The sequence below is a fragment of the Streptomyces sp. WG7 genome, from assembly GCF_049975785.1.
In the GTDB taxonomy this organism is placed as follows: domain Bacteria; phylum Actinomycetota; class Actinomycetes; order Streptomycetales; family Streptomycetaceae; genus Streptomyces.
The window spans coordinates 1-14,818 of record NZ_JBNGGE010000034.1 but is presented as its reverse complement, the minus strand read 5'-3'; the positions used below and the strand labels follow the sequence as shown (position 1 = coordinate 14,818).

Here is a 14,818-nt window from a genome sequence, read left to right as displayed (position 1 = left end):
GAGGAACCCCATGCGGGTCGTCATGTTCGGTTACCAGACGTGGGGGCACCGCACCCTGCAAGCCCTCCTGGACTCCGAACACGACGTGGTGCTGGTCGTGACACACCCCAAGAGCGAGCACGCGTACGAGAAGATCTGGAGCGACTCCGTCGCCGACCTCGCCGAAGAGCACGGCGTTCCGGTGCTGATCCGCAACCGCCCCGACGACGACGAGCTGTTCGAGCGCCTCGAGCAGGCCGACCCGGACATCATCGTGGCCAACAACTGGCGCACCTGGATCCCTCCGCGCATCTTCAACCTCCCGCGCCACGGCACGCTCAACGTCCACGACTCGCTGCTGCCGAAGTACGCCGGCTTCTCCCCGCTGATCTGGGCTCTGATCAACGGGGAGACCGAAGTGGGCGTCACCGCGCACATGATGAACGACGAACTCGACGCCGGCGACATCGTCCGGCAGGAGGCGGTGCCGGTCGGACCGTCGGACACCGCCACCGATCTGTTCCACAAGACCGTCGACCTCATCGCCCCGGTCACCACCGGCGCACTCGCCCTCATCGCCGCCGGGCAGACGGAGTTCACCCCGCAGGACCGGTCCCGGGCGAGCTTCTTCCACAAGCGGTCCGCCGAGGACATCCGCATCGACTGGAGCTGGCCGGCCGAAGACCTGGAACGCCTGGTCCGCGCCCAGTCCGAGCCCTACCCCAGCGCCTTCACCTTCCACCGGGGCAGGCGGCTCGAGGTCCTCGCCGCCGTGGTGTCCCAGGGCCGTTACGGCGGCACGCCCGGCCGCGTCTTCTACCGTGAGGGCGACGCCGTGGTGATCGTCGCCGGCGCCGACGCCCGCACCGGCCGCAACCGGGGCCTCGCCATCACACGGGTACGGACGGAGGACGGACGGGAGCTGTCCGCGACGGAGTACTTCACCTCCATGGGCGGCTACTTGACCAGCCACCCCTGACGGCACCCCCGCCGTAGGGTGGGGCTGTGATCACGTCGGCCCCGACCCTGCTCCCGGTGAACGCGACCCTCGGCGTCGCACTCGCCCTGCTGCTCGTCGCCGGCGCGGCGGTCGCGGCGTCGGCCCGGCTCGGGCACACCCGCGCGATCGTCACCGCCGGGCTCCGGGCGACCGTCCAGCTGGCCGCGGTCGCGGTCGTCGTCCGGTGGGCGTTCGGCTCCCGCGCACTGCTCTTCGCGTTCGTCGCCATGATGTTCGCGGTGGCGACACGGACGGCCGGCCGCCGCATCACCGGCAACCGCACCTGGTGGTGGGCCGCGGTACCGATCGGTCTCGCCGTGTTCCCGGTCGTCCTGCTGCTCGTGGCCATCGGACTGCTCCCGGTCAAGGGCATCGCGCTGATCCCCGTGACCGGCATCCTCATCGGGGGCGCGCTGACGGCGACGGTGCTCGCCGGACGGCGTGCCCTGGAGGAGCTGGAGACACGGCACGGCGAGGTGGAGGCGGCGTTGTCCCTCGGGCTCCCGGACCGGGAGGCGCGGCTGGAGATCGCCCGGCCGTCGGCCGCCGGTGCCCTGATCCCGGCACTCGACCAGACCAGAACGGTGGGGCTGGTCACCCTGCCCGGCGCGTTCATCGGCATGCTCCTCGGCGGAGCCTCACCCCTGCTGGCCGGGGCGGTCCAGCTGTTCGTACTGGTCGCGCTGCTGGCGGTGGAGTCCGTCGCGATCGCGATCGTGCTGGAGCTGGTGGCGCGCGCCAAGCTCAGCAGGCAGGCGCGCGGTGCGTGACGTCGGGACACCGGTGAGGGCCCGGTCGTCATGCGCCGGGCCCTCACACACTGCTGCTCCGGCGCCGTCAGCCCCCGCTCTTGCGCCGGAACGACCGCTGGCTCGCGGCCGGACCGTGTGCGCCGCGGATCTTCGACGCGTCGGGGTGCGCGGCGAGGGCCGCGGCCTCCGCCTGCTTCCCGCGTTTGCGCTCCAGGGCCTGACGGAACTTGCCCTTCAGGTCGTACTGGCCGTCCTCGTCGGGCGTCAGGGCAGAGCCCTCGACCTCGGCCGACTCCGAACCTGCTTGCGATGAAGACTCTGCAGCCATGGGACCTCCTGGGTTCGGACAACAGGACCACAGCTTGTCATGCCGACCGCCGCCCGGGGTACCGCCCCCGCCCCGCCGTGCGCCGGGGCCGTCACCGGCGGCCGCCCGGAACCACCGTGAACGTCCCGGGACCGGCCGGCAGCGCCACCGTGTACTGGCGCAGGTACGTGTCCAGGTACGGTGAGCGGTCGCCGGGGGTGGCCACGTCGTCGGCCGGGTCGTCCAGGGCCAGCCGGAGCCTGGCTCCCTTCACCTCGACGGTCTCGCCGGAGGGCGCGTCGCGCCACGAGCCGGTCTGGACGGAACCGATCTCCACGGCCAGGACGTGCCCCGCCGCCAGCGTCCAGTCGGTCGCCTTCAGGTCGACGGACAGCCGGCCCGAGTCCACCAGGGAGACCTGTTCGTCGAACATGACGGCGGTGCCGTCCGGGGCGACGTCGTACAGCTTGAGCATGACGTTGCCCTCGCCCTTGGCCGTCAGGGTGACCTGCGGGGTGCCGGTGACGCGTACGGCCTTCTTCAGGGGCTTCGACCACACGAAGAAGCTGGAGGTGACCTCACCGGCCTGCTGGCGTTCCGCCAGTTCTCCGGCCAGTCCCTCGGGGGCCGGCCGTTCGGTCGCGGGCGCGTTCTCCATGTCCCACTCGCCGTCCGGCCGTGCGGGCGCCTGCGGTGCCGGCCGGCCGGTCGCGGTCAGGGCCGCTCGGGCGGACGCACCGCCGTCGTCCACGTAAGAGCCGCCGCCGAGCCGAAGGGTGACCGACCGCTCGGTGACGGGCCATGTGCGCTGGGCGCGCCAGGCGCCGGTGGAGTCCTCGACGGCGTAGGCCGGGTAACGCACCGTCGGCCGGATGCCCTTGAGGTACTGGTCGTAGAAGGACAGGGTCTCGTCGTACCAGCCTTCGCGGCCCATCGCGAGGCGTCCGTCGGGAGTGCGGTCGCCGCCGCGGACGTGGTCCCACTGGCCGAGCCAGCCGCGTTCGGGGCCCTTGTGGTTGTCGAGGTACTCCTCCATCTCCTCGGGTTTGGTGTTGTTCTCGATGAAGCCCTGCGTGACGAACAGCGGTGTGTCGCTGCCCCTGGCCATGCGGGCCAGGTCGCGGGAGGTCCAGTGCTCGTCCCGCTGGTCGGATATCCGGTATCCGGCCGAGTTCTCGGTCAGGCACTCCGGGTGGCGCTCCTCGTACCGGGCGTTGGCCCGGTACCGGGGATCGTCGTCCGCCATCGGAGGCATCGTGGCGATGGAGTTGTACGCACCGGCGGTCCCGGTCACGTTGGGCCGGGGCACGCCGTTGGAATAGATGTACTGGTACATGTCCCACAGGGGTTCCTGGGCGACGACGGCCTTGAGCGCGCGCTGGTCCAGGTTGTTGCCGATGAGGCCCGTGACGGCGTCGTACGACTTGCCGTACATGCCCACCGCGCCGGTGGACCACGGCTGCTTCGCGGCCCAGTCGACCGCGGCCCGGACGTCGGCCTGTTCTCCGGGGCCGCCCCAGTCGAGGCAGCCGGTGGAGCCGCCGAAGCCGCGCAGGTCCACCATGACGAAGGCGTAGCCCTGGTCGAACAGGTCGGTGCCCTCGATGAAGTCCTGGAAGCGGGCCGAGGGACCGGTGCGGGTCCAGCCCTCCGGACCGGTCTGCCCGGAGTGGGCGAAGTACGGGCCGACCGACAGGATGACCGGCACCTTCTGGCCTCTGGCCAGTCCCTCGGGCAGCAGGACGTCCGCGTGCAGTTGGGTGCCGGAGCCGTCCGAGGACGGGAAGTAGTGCTGCGTCCAGACCGAGCCCTCCGGGACGCGGTCGTTCTCCTCGTGCGTGACGGGGCCGGTCGCGGTGGCGGCCGGCCCGACCCCCGCGTCGTGTGCCGCTGCGGCGGGACCGGCGAGGCCGACGGTCAGGGCGAGGGTGGCGACGAGGGCCGAGGTGGTGCGGACGGACGCGCGACGTGCTCTCACATGCTCCTCCTTGAACGGTGGGTGCAGGTGGTGCAGGTGGTGCAGGTCTAGCAGCGATGGCCCCGTACGTCGATGGGGCGTCAAGTTCCTTACGTGTCGGAGGCGTTCGGCGTGCACCGTTGATCGGCTGTCGGCAGACCGTCGCCCGCCTGGCGCCTCGCCGTTCTCGTATTCGACCGCTTGCCGCCCTCAGTTCCGCAGCTCTTCGAGGCGTTGGAGTGCGTCGGCCACCGATTCCCGGTCCTCCGCGGTGAGAGGGACCGCGGCGGCCCGGGCGAGCGCCGTGGCCGTGGTCTCCTCGTCGGCGAGACGCCCGGCGACGTCCGCTCGCAGCACGAGCAGGCGGAACAACTGGGTGGGCGTGGGCCGCTCGTCCTCGAGGTGAAGGACCCGGTCGATGACCTTCGCGGCGCCCGCCGGGTCCTCCTTCGAGTCCGCGAGGAGGCAGGCGTGGTGCAGGGCACGGGCGAAAGTCCCCTCGGGGGCGCGCCGGTGGTGCCGGTCCTCGCTCGTGCGCTGCCCGATGCGGATGCAGTTGCCGCCCGGATCGGTCATGAGGAACTGCCGCACGCCGTACGACATGTCCTTGAGCGGCCCGATACGCGGCAGCCCTCGCGTGGGGACCCTCCCGCGGGCCGCCTTGAGTCCCGCTCGGAAGGCGGCGTGGAGGCCGTCGACGTCATCGGTCAGGACGTAGCACGTACTGACCGACTCGGCCGGCTCGTGCGTTCTCATCCCGAAGAACTGCAGCTCGATGCCGCCGCGTTCCACGACCGCGTACGGGTTGGGGCTCTTCTGCCGGAACGTCACCTCGAAGCCGAGAGCGGTGTAGAAGTCGAGGACGGGCTGGATGGTCCGGCACGGCAGGATCGGAATGGTCTTCTCAGTCACGCCCTCAATCTAATCAACTTTGACTACCGAGGGGTGGAGTTCGCACAGATCACGCGCCATGACGGCAGCCCGCCGAAGCCCGCACTCAGGAAGCAGTGAACTCCGGTACGGCACCCTCCGGGCCACGGGCGCGGGCGCGGCACCCTCGTCGGCGACCGAGCCGGACCGCCCGGCGGACGGACCGGGTGGAATCGCCCGCACCTCGATGCCTGCCTAAGGTTGGGCAGGCCGACGGAACCAGGGTTCTTGCCGACCGCAGGAAGGTGGGGCGACATGGCGCGCAGTGTCGAATCGATCCGGCGAGCCGTTCTCGGCGCTCTCGGCGCCGTGCTGGTGGTGATCGGCGCCGCCCTGCTGGTGCTGCCCGGACCGGGCCTGCTGCTCGTGTTCGCGGGGATGGTGCTGCTGGCGCGCGCCGTCCCGGCCCTGGACCGGTTCGTCGCCCCCGTTCGCAGACAGGCGATGCGGGCGGCCGAGGAGAGCGTCTCCTCACCCTGGCGTATCGCGGGCTCGATTCTGGTGGGGCTGCTCCTCATCGTCGCGGGTGTCGTGTGGGGAGCGCTTCCCCAACTGCCGTACTCCGGATGGGGCACCGGAGCGAGCCTGATCATCTCGGGCGTCATCCTGTTCGCCCTGCTCGGCTGGACCCACCGGCGGAATCACGCGGCCCGCGGCAGGCCCTGACCCCCCGTCGGCACAGAGAGCAACGAGCGGGCGATTCCAGGTGTGCGACGCCCGTGGTCACTGCCGCGCGATCGCAGCGAGCGGTCCGGTCTCCTGCACCCGTTGACCAAACGGAACAACGTTCCGTATATTAACGGGACAACGTTCCGCTTCGTTCGACAGAAGCCGGACGTCCCACTGCACCCACCCGCCCGCCGGCCGGACGACACCGGCCGTCGCCGCCATCGAACGGACATACGCATCATGAGTGCACCGACCTCCCTACCCGACATCGCCGGCTCGCCCACTCGCGTCCTCTCGGTCGCTCCGGTCGTACTGCCGGCCCCGGGGCGGGCCGTGGACCTGGAGGTGCGGGTCTCCGCACCCGTGACCGGGAGCGACCTGCCGGTCATCCTCCTCTCGCACGGGCAGGGCTACTCGAACCACCTCTCCTCGCTGAACGGCTACGCTCCCCTCGCCCACCACTGGGCAGCGCACGGCTTCGTCGTCGTCCAGCCCACCCACCTGAGCTCCAGGACGCTGCGGCTGGACCCCGAAACCCCTGGGGCCCCGCTGTTCTGGCGATCGCGGGCCGAGGACATGACACGCGTCCTCGACCAGCTCGACGTACTGGAAGCCGCCGTCCCGCAGCTTCTCGGACGCCTGGACCGCAGCAGGGTCGCCGTGGCCGGGCACTCGATGGGCGGCCACACCGCGAGCCTGCTGCTGGGCGCCCGGCTCACCGATCCGGACGACGGAACGGAAGCGAACCTGGCCGACCCCCGGATCAAGGCGGGCGTCCTGCTCGCCGCGCCCGGCCGGGGCGGCGACGCCCTCAGCGAGTCCGCCGCCGAGAACTTCTCCTTCCTGCTGACCACCGACTTCTCCCAGATGACGACGCCCGCGCTCGTGGTCGCCGGCGACAAGGACGACTCCGCCCACCTGACGGTCCGCGGGGCGGAGTGGCACGCCGATCCGTACGTCCTCGCCCCCGGCCCCAAGTCCCTGCTCACCCTGTTCGACGCGGAACACGGGCTCGGCGGGGTCGCCGGCTACGACGTCGCCGAGACCACGGACGAGAATCCCGAGCGGGTGGCCGCGGTCCAGCGGCTCACCTGCGCTTACCTGCGCAGCGAGCTGTATCCCGGGGACCCCTCCTGGCAGGCGGCGCGTGACGAGCTCACGGCCGGACCGAACCCGTTCGGACGGGTCGAGTCCAAGTAGGCCGCCGCCGGCCTCAGCCGAGGCCCTCCCCGAGGGCCGAGACGACGGCCGGTCCGTAACCGGCCGAGGCCAGGGGCCGGCGGATGTCCGCCTCCAGGTCGGGGACGTGGCCGACCAGGACGTCGGCGGGCCCGTGCAGCCGTACCCGGCCGAGCGCCGCGGGCAGCAGTACCGTCTCCGCACGGCCCAGCCCCTCCGTCCACGTACCGCAGGTGAAGGAGGCCGGCGCACCCGCGTTGCTGACCACGAGGGCGGTCGTGTACGAGTGCTCCAGCACGGCATGGGCCCGCACCTGCCACCGTTCGAGGGCGAAGCAGGGGCCCGCACACAGGATCACCCGCTGAGCGTCTTCGTGGGCCGGAAGGCGCAGACCGGGAACGAACTCCGGCCGTGGATCCGCTTTCCACTGCTTCAGCAGGGCGTCGATGTTGGCGTGCCACTGCTCGTCGTCGAGGGCGCTCCCGTCCTCCATACGGTGCGGCATGGCGTGTTCCTGGAGGTCCGAGGTCTGTTCGATCTCGTAGACGAGTGTGCCCGGGCCGAAACTGTGCACGGTGCCGGCCGGGACGTACAGCGTCTGCCCGGCACGCACGGGCAGACGTCGCAGTGCGGCGTCGAAGTCCTGCTCCAGCAGGGCCTGCCGCAACCGCTCCCTCCCTACACCCGGCCGTACGCCCACCAGCGCGGTGGCACCCGGTTCGGCCTCGAGGACGTGCCAGGCCTCGGTCTTGCCGTTGGGCTCACCCCGCTCGCGTGCGGCCTCGTCGTCCGGGTGGAGGTGCACCGGCAGCGGGGCGGCGGCGTCGATGAACTTCGTCAGGAGCGGAAAGCGCGGGCCACGCCAGTCCCGCCCCACGAGGCTTCGCGGGTGTGCGAGGGCCAGCTCCCGCAGGGAGGTGCCGGCCAGTGCCCCCTCCCGCACCCGCGCCCCGTCGCCGTCGACGTCGCTGACCTCCCAGGTCTCGGCGATCCGTCCGGCGGGAAGCCCCTGGCGTCCGAGGCGGTCGGCGATGGCCCGGCCGCCGAAGACGTGCTGCTTGACGGGCGTGGTCAGCCGCAGCGGGTACCAGTCCACGTCCGGCCTCGTCACAGGATCGGCCGGCCTCCGGTGACCGCGACCCGGGCCCCGGAGACGTAGCTGCTCTCGTCGGAGGCCAGCAGGACGTACACCGGCGCCACCTCGGCGGGCTGCCCCGGCCGGCCCATCGGGACGTCCCGGCCGAAGCTCTCCACCTGCCCGGCCGGCATGGTCGACGGGATCAGCGGGGTCCAGATCGGGCCCGGCGCGACGCTGTTGACCCGGATGCCCTTCCCCGCCAGCAGCTGGGCCGCCGCGCCGGCGAAGTTGGCGATCCCGGCCTTCGTGACGTCGTAGGGCAGGAGTTGCGGCGGCGGGGAGTCGGAGTTGACCGAGGTGGTGGCGATGATCGAGCCGCCCGACGGCATGTGCGGCACGGCGGCCTTGGAGAGGTGGAACAGTGCGCTGAGATTCACCGCGAGGGTGTGGTCCCACTCCTCGTCCGGGATGTCCTCGAGCGACTCGCGGGTCATCTGGTAGGCCGCGTTGGGGACCAGTACGTCGATGCGGCCGAACGTGTCCACGGCCGTACGCACCACCGCCCGGCAGTGCTCCGGGTCCGCGAGGTCGCCGGGGACCAGGACCGCCTTGCGCCCGGCTTCCTCGACCCACCGCGCGGTCTCGCGGGCGTCGTCGTGTTCGTCGAGGTAGGAGATCAGTACGTCGGCGCCCTCGCGGGCGAAGGCGATGGCGACCGCCCGCCCGATGCCGCTGTCGGCGCCGGTGATCACTGCCGCCTTCCCCGACAGGCGGCCCGATCCCCGGTAGCTCTCCTCACCGTGGTCCGGCCGGGGCCGCATCCGGTCGGTGTCTCCGGGGGGCGTCTGCTGCTGTGCGGGCTGGCTCACTTGGAACTCCTGCCGTCGAGGTGCGTGAGGGCTGTCCGCGGACGGTCACCGCCGGGCCGCGGTGACGCCGGGACCGGTGTCCGTGTAGCCGCATGGGGGTGGTTCCATGCCTGGCCGCCCCTGCCCGTGTCTGCCCGCGCCTGCTCACGCCTGCTCATCCCTGCCCGTGTTCATCCATGCCTGCTCCCTGCCTTGTCGGTCGTGTGCGCGGTTGGTGACCACGCGAGGGCCGGGTACCTGTCAACGATCACGGCACCGCAGGCCGGCGACAGGAGAGGTGGCATCACCATGAACGCACGACCCGGCACGGCCCTGGTCACGGGAGCCTCCTCGGGCATCGGCGCGGCCTACGCCGCACGACTGGCCGCCCAGGGGTGGGACACCGTCCTCGTGGCCCGCAGGGCGCAGCGGCTCGACGACCTGGCGCGGCGGCTGCGCGCGGAGACGGCCACGACGGTGGAGACAGTCGTGGCCGACCTGTCCGAACCGGACGACGTGGCACGGGTGGCGCGCCGCGCGGCGGACGACGACGTCGGGTTCCTCCTCAACAACGCGGGGATCAACGGCTACGGCCCGTTCGCCGGACTGGAACCGGGTCTCATGACGAAGGTCCTCCACGTCAACGTCCTCGCCGTCACCGCGCTGACACGGGCGGTGGTGCCGGCCATGCTGGAACGCGGGCGCGGCACCCTGGTCAACGTGGCCTCGCAGCTGGCCTTCGCGGGGTCGCTGCCGCCGGATCCGCTGCCCGAGCGCGCGGTGTACGGCGGTACCAAGGGTTACGTGGTCACCTTCACACGTACGCTCGCCGCCGAACTCGCCGGTACCCGGTTGCGCGTCCAGGTGCTGTGCCCCGGTCTGACCGCCACGGAGTTCCACCGGTCGCGCGGTGACGAGCCGGTCCAGGGCCGGGAGCAGTCCGTGCACGAGGAGGGCGGAATGCCCGTGGACCACGTGGTCGAGGCCTCGCTGGCCGCTCTGGACGCCGGCCAGGTGGTGTGTGTGCCGGGGCTCGCGGACCCGGCCCCGGTCGCCGGCCTCGCCGAGGCCGAACGCGCGATCCGCGCGGCGGCCCGCCGGGGCGGGAGCTGACCGGATCCGCATGTGCCGCCGTGAAGGCCGCGCCCGTACGTCTGCACGCCCGTACGTCTGTACCATTTTACGTCTGTACCACTGTGCGTCTGTGCGTCTGTGCGTCTGCGGTCGACGCGCGGGAGTGCCTCGCGTGGGGTCTTGGCGGACCGGCCGGGCCTCCGGTACCCGCTGGTAAACTGGGGTCACGCTTTGAGGCGCCCGGGTCCGTACCGATGGGTACGGACCCGGGCGCGTTCCGGGCGCCTGATCAGGAAGGTTCCCCATGAACGCGCAGCCGTCGCCGCCCCCCGGTGTCTCCCGGACCGGCACATCCCAGCGAACGACAACGCCGGCCGAGCCGGCGGACCGCCCGGCGGCCGCGTCCTTCGAGGCGCTCGGGCTGCCGTCCGCGCTGCTGAAGACGATGACCGGCCTCGGGGTGACGGAACCCTTCCCCGTCCAGGCGGCGACCCTGCCCGACGCGCTGGCCGGCCGTGACGTCCTCGGCCGGGCGCGGACCGGCTCCGGCAAGACGCTGGCTTTCGGGCTCGCCCTGCTGGTCAGGACCGCCGGCCGGCGGGCCGAGCCGAAACGGCCGCTCGCGCTGGTCCTGGTGTCGACGCGGGAACTCGCACAGCAGGTGAGCGACGCGCTGGCGCCGTACGCGCAGACGCTCGGCGTGCGACTGGCGACGGTGGTCGGCGGACTGGCCATCAACCGGCAGGCGGCGCAGCTGCGGAGCGGCGCCGACGTGGTCGTCGCGACGCCGGGCCGGCTGGCCGACCTGGTGTCGCGACGTGACTGCCACCTGAACGACGTGCGGATCACGGTGCTGGACGAGGCGGACCAGATGTGCGACCTGGGGTTCCTGCCGCAGGTCACGGGCATCCTGGACCAGGTGCCCGCCGACGGGCAGCGGCTGCTGTTCTCGGCCACGCTCGACCGCGACGTCGACCAGCTGGTGCGGAGCCATCTGCACGACCCGGTCGTCGCATCGGTCGACCCGGCGTCGGGCTCGGTCACCACGATGGAACACCACGTCCTGACCATTCACCCCGCCGACAAGTACGCGACCGCGACGGAGATCGCCGCCCGGGACGGCCGGGTGCTGATGTTCCTGGACACCAAGGCCGGGGTCGACCGGTTCACCCGGCACCTGCGGGCCAGCGGCGTGCGGGCCGCCGCCCTGCACAGCGGGAAGTCGCAGCCGCAGCGCACGCACACGCTCGCCCAGTTCGTGGAGGGCAAGGTCACCGTGCTGGTGGCCACCAACGTCGCGGCCCGGGGCATCCACGTCGACGCGCTCGATCTCGTCGTCAACGTCGATCCGCCGTCCGACGCCAAGGACTACCTGCACCGCGGCGGGCGTACGGCGCGCGCCGGCGAGTCCGGGAGTGTGGTCACCCTGGTCACTCCCGACCAGCGGCGCGAGGTGAACCGGATGATGTCCGACGCCGGGATCCGGCCCACCGTCACCCCCGTGCGCTCCGGCGAACAGACGCTGACCACCCTCACCGGTGCGAAGCGTCCGCCGGCCGGCTCGAAGACCAGCGGTGGCAACGCGCCCTTCCGCGGCCTCGGCGCCCGCTCGGGCCGCCCCGCGAAGGAGTCCCGCAAGACCGCCGAGGCCCGCAAGGCGGCGGAGGCCCGCGCGGCGGCCCGGGTACGCAAGGGCCGCTGACCCGGGGCGGACCGGCGGGAGCGGGCGGGGCGGGCGGGGTCCCAGAACCGGGCGCGGGCGGGATCCGAGAACTTTGAACACGTCGATGACAAAGTATGGACATGTCAAGCGGAAGTCTCCTACCTTGGCGGCGGAAGTGCAGTCCCACCGCACGAGACCGGAGCGATTTCCGGCACGGTCCGGTCCCCACGCCCTGGAGGACCAATGCGCCAACGCCTGTTCAGGCGTGCCCGAAGACACCTCATTCTCCTGCTGACATCGGCCGTCTCCATCGGCGGCGTCCTGGCCGCCCCGGCGTCCTCGGCCGCCCCCGCGGACATCCCTCCGCAGGAGCCCGGAGTCACCCTGCGCGTGTTCGACGTCCAGACACCGCTGAACGAGCTGTGCACCCTCAAGCCGGGCCAGACCCCCAACCACGACACACTCATGCCGACGGTCGACTGGTCCACCACCGCCGACTTCGGCGGGATCGCCGACAACTTCGTCTCGGAGGCCTCCGGATACCTGGTCGCGCCACGTGACGGCACCTACGTGTTCCGGCTCACCAGCGACGACGGCTCACGGCTGAGCCTCGACGGCGCCACGGTGATCGACCACGACGGGCTGCACGGCGCGGAGCCGAAGGACGGCACGGTCGACCTCACCGCGGGAGCGCACCCGCTGCGCATCGAGCACTTCGACCGGGGCGGCGGACAGCAGCTGCAACTCTCCTGGATACCCCCGGGCGAGAGCGAGTTCACCGTGGTGCCCCGCGAGGCGCTGAGCACCGACGCCGGGGTCGTGCGGGTGACGGCACCGGGCCGCAAGGAGTGCGAGGCGGGCGGCGACACCCCCGGCGACGGCCTGCCGCTGACCTCCGTACGCCCCGACCTGACCCTCACCGACCTGCGCCCCGACGGGTTCGAACCGCAGGTCACCGGCATGGACTGGCTGCCCGACGGCCGCCTCGCCATCAGTACCTGGGGCGGCTCCGACAACGTTGCCGGAGAGGTGTACCTGCTCGGCAACGTCACCGGCGCGACCAGCCGCGACAAGGTCACCGTCGAGAAGGTGGCGAGCGGGCTGCGCGAACCCATGGGCATCAAGTACGTCGACGGCTCGCTCTACGTCTCGCAGAAGCACGAACTGACGCGGCTGGTCGACCTGAACGACGACGACGTGACCGACGAGTACCGCACGGTCGCGACCTGGCCGTACGGAGGAAACTTCCACGAGTTCGCGTTCGGCCTGCTCTACCGCGACGGCTACTTCTACGTGAACCTGTCCGTCGCCATCGACCTCGGCGGCGCGACCACCACTCCGCAGCCCGCGCCGAACCGCGGAACCACATACAAGATCAGCAAGAGGACGGGCAGGATCAGTCCGGTCGCGGGTGGACTGCGCACCCCCAACGGCATCGGCTGGGGCCCCGGCGGCAGTCTCTTCGCCACCGACAACCAGGGCGGCTGGCTGCCCTCCTCGAAGCTCGTCCAGATCAAACAGGACCGCTTCTTCAACCACTACACCGAGCCCGCCGGCCCCTTCGAGGACTCCCCGGTCACCGAACCGGTGCTGTGGCTGCCCCAGAACGAGATCGGCAACTCACCCTCCACCCCGCTGTACCTGAACAAGGGCAGGTTCGCGGGCCAGATGCTGATCGGCGACGTCACCTACGGCGGCCTGCAGCGCGCCTACCTGGAGAAGGTGAAGGGCCAGTACCAGGGCGCCGTCTTCCGCTACACCCAGGGCCTGGAGGCAGGCGTCAACCGCATCACCCTCGGCCCCGACGGAGCGATCTACGCCGGCGGTCTGGGCGCCGACGGCAACTGGGGCCAGGAGGGCAAGCTCAAGTTCGGTCTGCAGAAGCTGACGCCGAACGGCGGCAACACCTTCGACATCCAGAAGATGCGGGCCGTGCCGGGCGGCTTCGACCTGACGTACACCCAGCCGGTGTCCGAGGAGACCGCCGCCGAACTCGCCGAGCGTTACCAGGTCGAGCAGTGGCACTACACGCCGACCGCCGACTACGGCGGCCCGAAGATCGCCGAGGAGGAGCTGTCCGTGCGCTCGGCGACGCTCTCCAAGGACGGCCGGACCGTCCGGCTGAGGCTGGACGGCCTCCAGCCGGAGCGCGTGGTGCACGTGCGCTCCCCCCGCCCCTTCACCTCGGCGACCGGCGAGACGCTGTGGAGCACCGAGGCCTGGTACACACTCAACGAGATGCCCGGCAAGCAGCCGCCGCCCGCCACCCTCTACGAGGCCGAGGAGGCGCGTCTGACGGGCACGGCCGGTATCGACACCGACCACGCCGGCTACTCCGGCAGCGGATTCGTCGACCGGTACGACACCGAGGGCAAGGCCGCCACGACGTTCGACGTGACGGTCCCGAAATCGGGCACCTACGACGTGGGCCTGCGGTACTCCAACGGACCGCACCCGTTCGAGGGCACCAAGTCCCTTTCCCTGTACGCCAACGGGAAGAAGGTGCGGCAGACCGAACTCGCCTCCACCGGGGACTGGGACTCCTGGTCCACGCGGACCGAACGCCTGAGACTGCGCGCCGGCCACAACACCGTCTCCTACCGGTACGAGCCGGGCGACACCGGCCATGTCAACCTCGACCTGATCACCGTGCGCCCGCACGGTGCCCGCGTCGCGCTCTTCGACGGCACCGCCGCCTCGCAGGAGCAGTGGCAGCACACGGACGGACGGCGCGTGGCATGGCCGCTCGCCGAGGAGAGGTCGATGGAGGTGTGCTGCGGTGACATCCGCACCAAGGAGGCCTACCAGGATTTCAGGCTGCACGTCGAGTACCGCGTCCCACTGCTGCCGCCGGACGTGACCGGACAGGACCGCGGCAACAGCGGCATCTTCCTCCAGGACCGCTACGAGCTGCAGATCCTCGACTCCTACGGTGACACCTCGCCGGCCACCGACGAGGCCGGCGCGATCTATCTGAAGAAGGCGCCCGACACCAACGCGGCGGCGGCGCCGGAGACATGGCAGACGTACGACGTCGTCTTCCGCGCGGCCCGCTACGACGACAGCGGCCGCAAGACCGCCGACGCCCGGGTGACGGTGGTGTGGAACGGCGAGAAGGTCCACGACGACATCGTCCTCGACGGGCCCACCGCGTCGGGCAGGGCCGAGACGCCGGCCGCCGGGGCGATCCGCTTGCAGGACCACGGGAACAAGGTCCGGTTCCGCAACATCCGGGTGGAACCGCTGAGCTGACCGCAGCCGTGGGGGGGGGGGGGGGGGGGGCCCCCCCCCCCCCCCCCGCCCCCCACCCCCCCCCCCCCCCACCCCCCCCCCCCCCCGGGCGGGGGGGGGGGGGGGGGAAAGAGGGGAGGAGCAAGAGAGG

The 14,818-nt window shown here is 71.7% G+C and carries 12 protein-coding genes; 7 read left to right on the top strand and 5 right to left on the bottom strand.

Translation table 11 applies throughout. From position 1 onward, the window contains the following. The first annotated feature begins 10 nt into the window (after nt 1-10). Together ACP4J0_RS27525 and ACP4J0_RS27520 are read left to right on the top strand one after the other, a co-directional pair. Nucleotides 11-958 (top strand): methionyl-tRNA formyltransferase, encoded by a 948-nt coding sequence (locus ACP4J0_RS27525; protein ID WP_426601415.1) that lies wholly within the window; start codon nt 11-13, stop codon nt 956-958. 26 nt (nt 959-984) lie between these two features. Beyond that, nucleotides 985-1,749, top strand: a complete 765-nt coding sequence (locus ACP4J0_RS27520) for an ABC transporter permease (protein WP_426601414.1) — start codon at nt 985-987, stop codon at nt 1,747-1,749. 67 nt (nt 1,750-1,816) lie between these two features. On the opposite strand, the gene ACP4J0_RS27515 is transcribed toward ACP4J0_RS27520, so the two are convergent. The 3 genes from ACP4J0_RS27515 to ACP4J0_RS27505 form a co-directional block, all read right to left on the bottom strand. Further along, nucleotides 1,817-2,059 (bottom strand): DUF5302 domain-containing protein, encoded by a 243-nt coding sequence (locus ACP4J0_RS27515; RefSeq protein WP_426601413.1) that lies wholly within the window; start codon nt 2,057-2,059, stop codon nt 1,817-1,819. A gap of 91 nt (nt 2,060-2,150) precedes the next feature. Further along, nucleotides 2,151-4,016 (bottom strand): CocE/NonD family hydrolase, encoded by a 1,866-nt coding sequence (locus tag ACP4J0_RS27510; RefSeq protein ID WP_426601412.1) that lies wholly within the window; start codon nt 4,014-4,016, stop codon nt 2,151-2,153. Between the two features lie 189 nt (nt 4,017-4,205). Next, nucleotides 4,206-4,907 carry a bleomycin resistance protein gene (locus ACP4J0_RS27505; RefSeq protein ID WP_426601411.1) on the bottom strand — a complete coding sequence of 234 codons (702 nt, stop codon included), beginning with the start codon at nt 4,905-4,907 and terminating at the stop codon, nt 4,206-4,208. 273 nt (nt 4,908-5,180) lie between these two features. Here ACP4J0_RS27505 and ACP4J0_RS27500 point away from each other — a divergent pair, with 273 nt between their 5' ends. Both ACP4J0_RS27500 and ACP4J0_RS27495 read left to right on the top strand, forming a co-directional pair. Beyond that, complete coding sequence (locus ACP4J0_RS27500) at nt 5,181-5,591, top strand: PGPGW domain-containing protein (RefSeq protein ID WP_426601410.1); 411 nt, start codon at nt 5,181-5,183, stop codon at nt 5,589-5,591. A gap of 243 nt (nt 5,592-5,834) precedes the next feature. Continuing rightward, nucleotides 5,835-6,794, top strand: a complete 960-nt coding sequence (locus ACP4J0_RS27495) for an alpha/beta hydrolase family protein (protein WP_426601409.1) — start codon at nt 5,835-5,837, stop codon at nt 6,792-6,794. Nucleotides 6,795-6,807: 13 nt separating this feature from the next. Here ACP4J0_RS27495 and ACP4J0_RS27490 read toward each other — a convergent pair whose 3' ends face one another. Beyond that, nucleotides 6,808-7,869 carry a type I phosphomannose isomerase catalytic subunit gene (locus tag ACP4J0_RS27490; RefSeq protein ID WP_426601408.1) on the bottom strand — a complete coding sequence of 354 codons (1,062 nt, stop codon included), beginning with the start codon at nt 7,867-7,869 and terminating at the stop codon, nt 6,808-6,810. A gap of 11 nt (nt 7,870-7,880) precedes the next feature. After that, the gene (locus ACP4J0_RS27485; RefSeq protein WP_426601407.1) at nt 7,881-8,720 is read right to left on the bottom strand and encodes an SDR family oxidoreductase; all 840 of its coding nucleotides are present in this window, start codon (nt 8,718-8,720) and stop codon (nt 7,881-7,883) included. A 288-nt stretch (nt 8,721-9,008) separates the two neighbouring features. Here ACP4J0_RS27485 and ACP4J0_RS27480 point away from each other — a divergent pair, with 288 nt between their 5' ends. The 3 genes from ACP4J0_RS27480 to ACP4J0_RS27470 all read left to right on the top strand — a co-directional run bounded on the left by ACP4J0_RS27480 (nt 9,009) and on the right by ACP4J0_RS27470 (nt 14,688). Then, nucleotides 9,009-9,812: an SDR family NAD(P)-dependent oxidoreductase gene (locus ACP4J0_RS27480; RefSeq protein WP_426601406.1), complete on the top strand. Its 804-nt coding sequence runs from the start codon at nt 9,009-9,011 to the stop codon at nt 9,810-9,812. 265 nt (nt 9,813-10,077) lie between these two features. Further along, the gene (locus ACP4J0_RS27475) at nt 10,078-11,475 is read left to right on the top strand and encodes a DEAD/DEAH box helicase (protein ID WP_426601405.1); all 1,398 of its coding nucleotides are present in this window, start codon (nt 10,078-10,080) and stop codon (nt 11,473-11,475) included. 204 nt (nt 11,476-11,679) lie between these two features. After that, nucleotides 11,680-14,688 carry a family 16 glycoside hydrolase gene (locus tag ACP4J0_RS27470; protein ID WP_426601404.1) on the top strand — a complete coding sequence of 1,003 codons (3,009 nt, stop codon included), beginning with the start codon at nt 11,680-11,682 and terminating at the stop codon, nt 14,686-14,688. Nucleotides 14,689-14,818 lie beyond the last annotated feature (130 nt).

What these genes read in the sequence shown, in the direction of transcription:
- ACP4J0_RS27500 (WP_426601410.1), top strand. Translation starts at nt 5,181, where the DNA reads ATGGCGCGCAGTGTCGAATCGATCCGGCGAGCCGTTCTCGGCGCTCTC.
- ACP4J0_RS27470 (WP_426601404.1), top strand. Translation starts at nt 11,680, where the DNA reads ATGCGCCAACGCCTGTTCAGGCGTGCCCGAAGACACCTCATTCTCCTG.
- ACP4J0_RS27475 (WP_426601405.1), top strand. Translation starts at nt 10,078, where the DNA reads ATGAACGCGCAGCCGTCGCCGCCCCCCGGTGTCTCCCGGACCGGCACA.
- ACP4J0_RS27525 (WP_426601415.1), top strand. Translation starts at nt 11, where the DNA reads ATGCGGGTCGTCATGTTCGGTTACCAGACGTGGGGGCACCGCACCCTG.
- ACP4J0_RS27515 (WP_426601413.1), bottom strand. Translation starts at nt 2,059, where the DNA reads ATGGCTGCAGAGTCTTCATCGCAAGCAGGTTCGGAGTCGGCCGAGGTC.
- ACP4J0_RS27495 (WP_426601409.1), top strand. Translation starts at nt 5,835, where the DNA reads ATGAGTGCACCGACCTCCCTACCCGACATCGCCGGCTCGCCCACTCGC.
- ACP4J0_RS27480 (WP_426601406.1), top strand. Translation starts at nt 9,009, where the DNA reads ATGAACGCACGACCCGGCACGGCCCTGGTCACGGGAGCCTCCTCGGGC.